This window comes from Micromonospora phytophila (genome assembly GCF_023656545.1).
Taxonomy (GTDB): domain Bacteria; phylum Actinomycetota; class Actinomycetes; order Mycobacteriales; family Micromonosporaceae; genus Micromonospora; species Micromonospora phytophila.
Genome location: NZ_JAMOKF010000600.1, coordinates 1 through 1,473, shown reverse-complemented (window position 1 = coordinate 1,473; position 1,473 = coordinate 1). Strand labels below are relative to the sequence as shown.

At 65.2% G+C, this 1,473-nt stretch carries 2 protein-coding genes; both read right to left on the bottom strand.

Annotated elements, in window-relative coordinates; translation table 11 throughout:
* Positions 1-68 precede the first annotated feature (68 nt).
* Complete coding sequence (locus NCC78_RS31655; protein ID WP_250799117.1) at positions 69-434, bottom strand: hypothetical protein; 366 nt, start codon at positions 432-434, stop codon at positions 69-71.
* A 223-nt stretch (positions 435-657) separates the two neighbouring features.
* Entirely contained in the window at positions 658-1,245 is a 588-nt protein-coding gene (locus NCC78_RS31650) for a hypothetical protein (RefSeq protein ID WP_250799116.1), read from the bottom strand.
* Positions 1,246-1,473 lie beyond the last annotated feature (228 nt).

Sequence of the window (1,473 nt, the reverse complement as noted above, 5' to 3'; positions counted from 1 at the left end):
CACGGTCCGAGACTACGAACGGCTACCCGACCACCACGCCGCGATGGTCCAATGGGCCATGATCATCGTCATGACCCGCCGCCTCGCCCGCCACCAGCACACCTGAAACCCTTATTTACCAGGCTCTGAGGCAGTCGGTAGCGGGCGGAGTACAACTGGCCAGGCGCATACGCGACGCGCTCGGCGTAGGCAAACGGCAGGGCTAGCCGCTCAGCGACTCGGTAAGCGAGCAGTGCACCACCGACGAGAGGACCCACCACGGCCTCGACGTTGTAGGCGCTGAGCGATTCGGAAAGCGCCAGCGCGAGCGGCTCGACGGCTGCGGGCCGCCACAGCATGGCGTCGAGGTCGAGCAGGAGATGCCCGTGATGGCCTGATTCCAACAAGAAATGACCGTCGCGAGCGGCAAGCAGCTCCCGCACCGTGTCGTCCATGAGAGCAATGGTGTCACGCACAGCCAACGCTGGAACCGAAGGACCAACCGACACTTCGGTGTGAACGCGGGTGCGGCGCATCGTCTGCTGTCGCTGGGTTTCATCCCGTACCTGTCAGCACGGTTACGACCCCGCCTGCTATCGCCATCAACCGCTCGCAGGCGACGCGTTCGCTGCCTTCTCGCTGCTTCCGCCGGTCCCTCAGGACGCGGCGCTGTCCGGGTCAGGAAATTCGGCGGGAGTGGACGGAGAGCAACGAGCGCAGCGATGCAGGGCCCGCCGCACCGAGCCCCTGCTTCGGCAGCACGAGCACCGCTCCGCCGCGGCGCTCCGATGCAAGCAGGACAAACGACCGATCGGTCTCGACGTGCACCGGGTGCTGAGCCCAACTTGTCGTCGATTGTCCGGCGGCGCTACTGAGATGCACCCCGGTGTCGGTAACCGTGGCCTGCATGGGCTGGGACAGCGCAGGATTGCCGCGCATGATCTGCCGAACCTGAAGCCGGTAGATCCAGCGAGAGCCGCCGAAGATCCGGCGCAGCAGCAGGCTGAACCCGACGACGACGGGCACCACCACGAGGAACACCACGACGGCACCCATCACAGCGGCTCCCGCCGCCACATCTCCAGACACCGCAGAAAAAACGAAGACGACAGCGAGCAGGCCGATAGTCAGTAGAGTGCTCAGCCACCGCAGATACCAGGGACGCGGGATGCTGCGGTGCTGGGCGGCGAAGCCGTCTAGCAGGTCGTCCGACGTGAGGACGTAGTGCAGCTGCACGGGGTGGGACGTGACGTTCTCCGAGGGCATGACCGAACAGCCTAACTCACCGTCGTGCATTCCTGTGGTCATCGTTGGTCGCCTCCGTCTGCCTATGACGGCCTAGACCTGGTCCTCATCGTCGATGCGCGGCCCTCTTGGTCAGGATGGTGTGAGACACCCCGTGTGAGTGGGGTGCTGACCTGAGGACGGGGATCGGAGATCCTTGTGTACGTGTCCACCTCATCTGGCAAGCAGTCGGCGTCTGGCGGCGGGGCC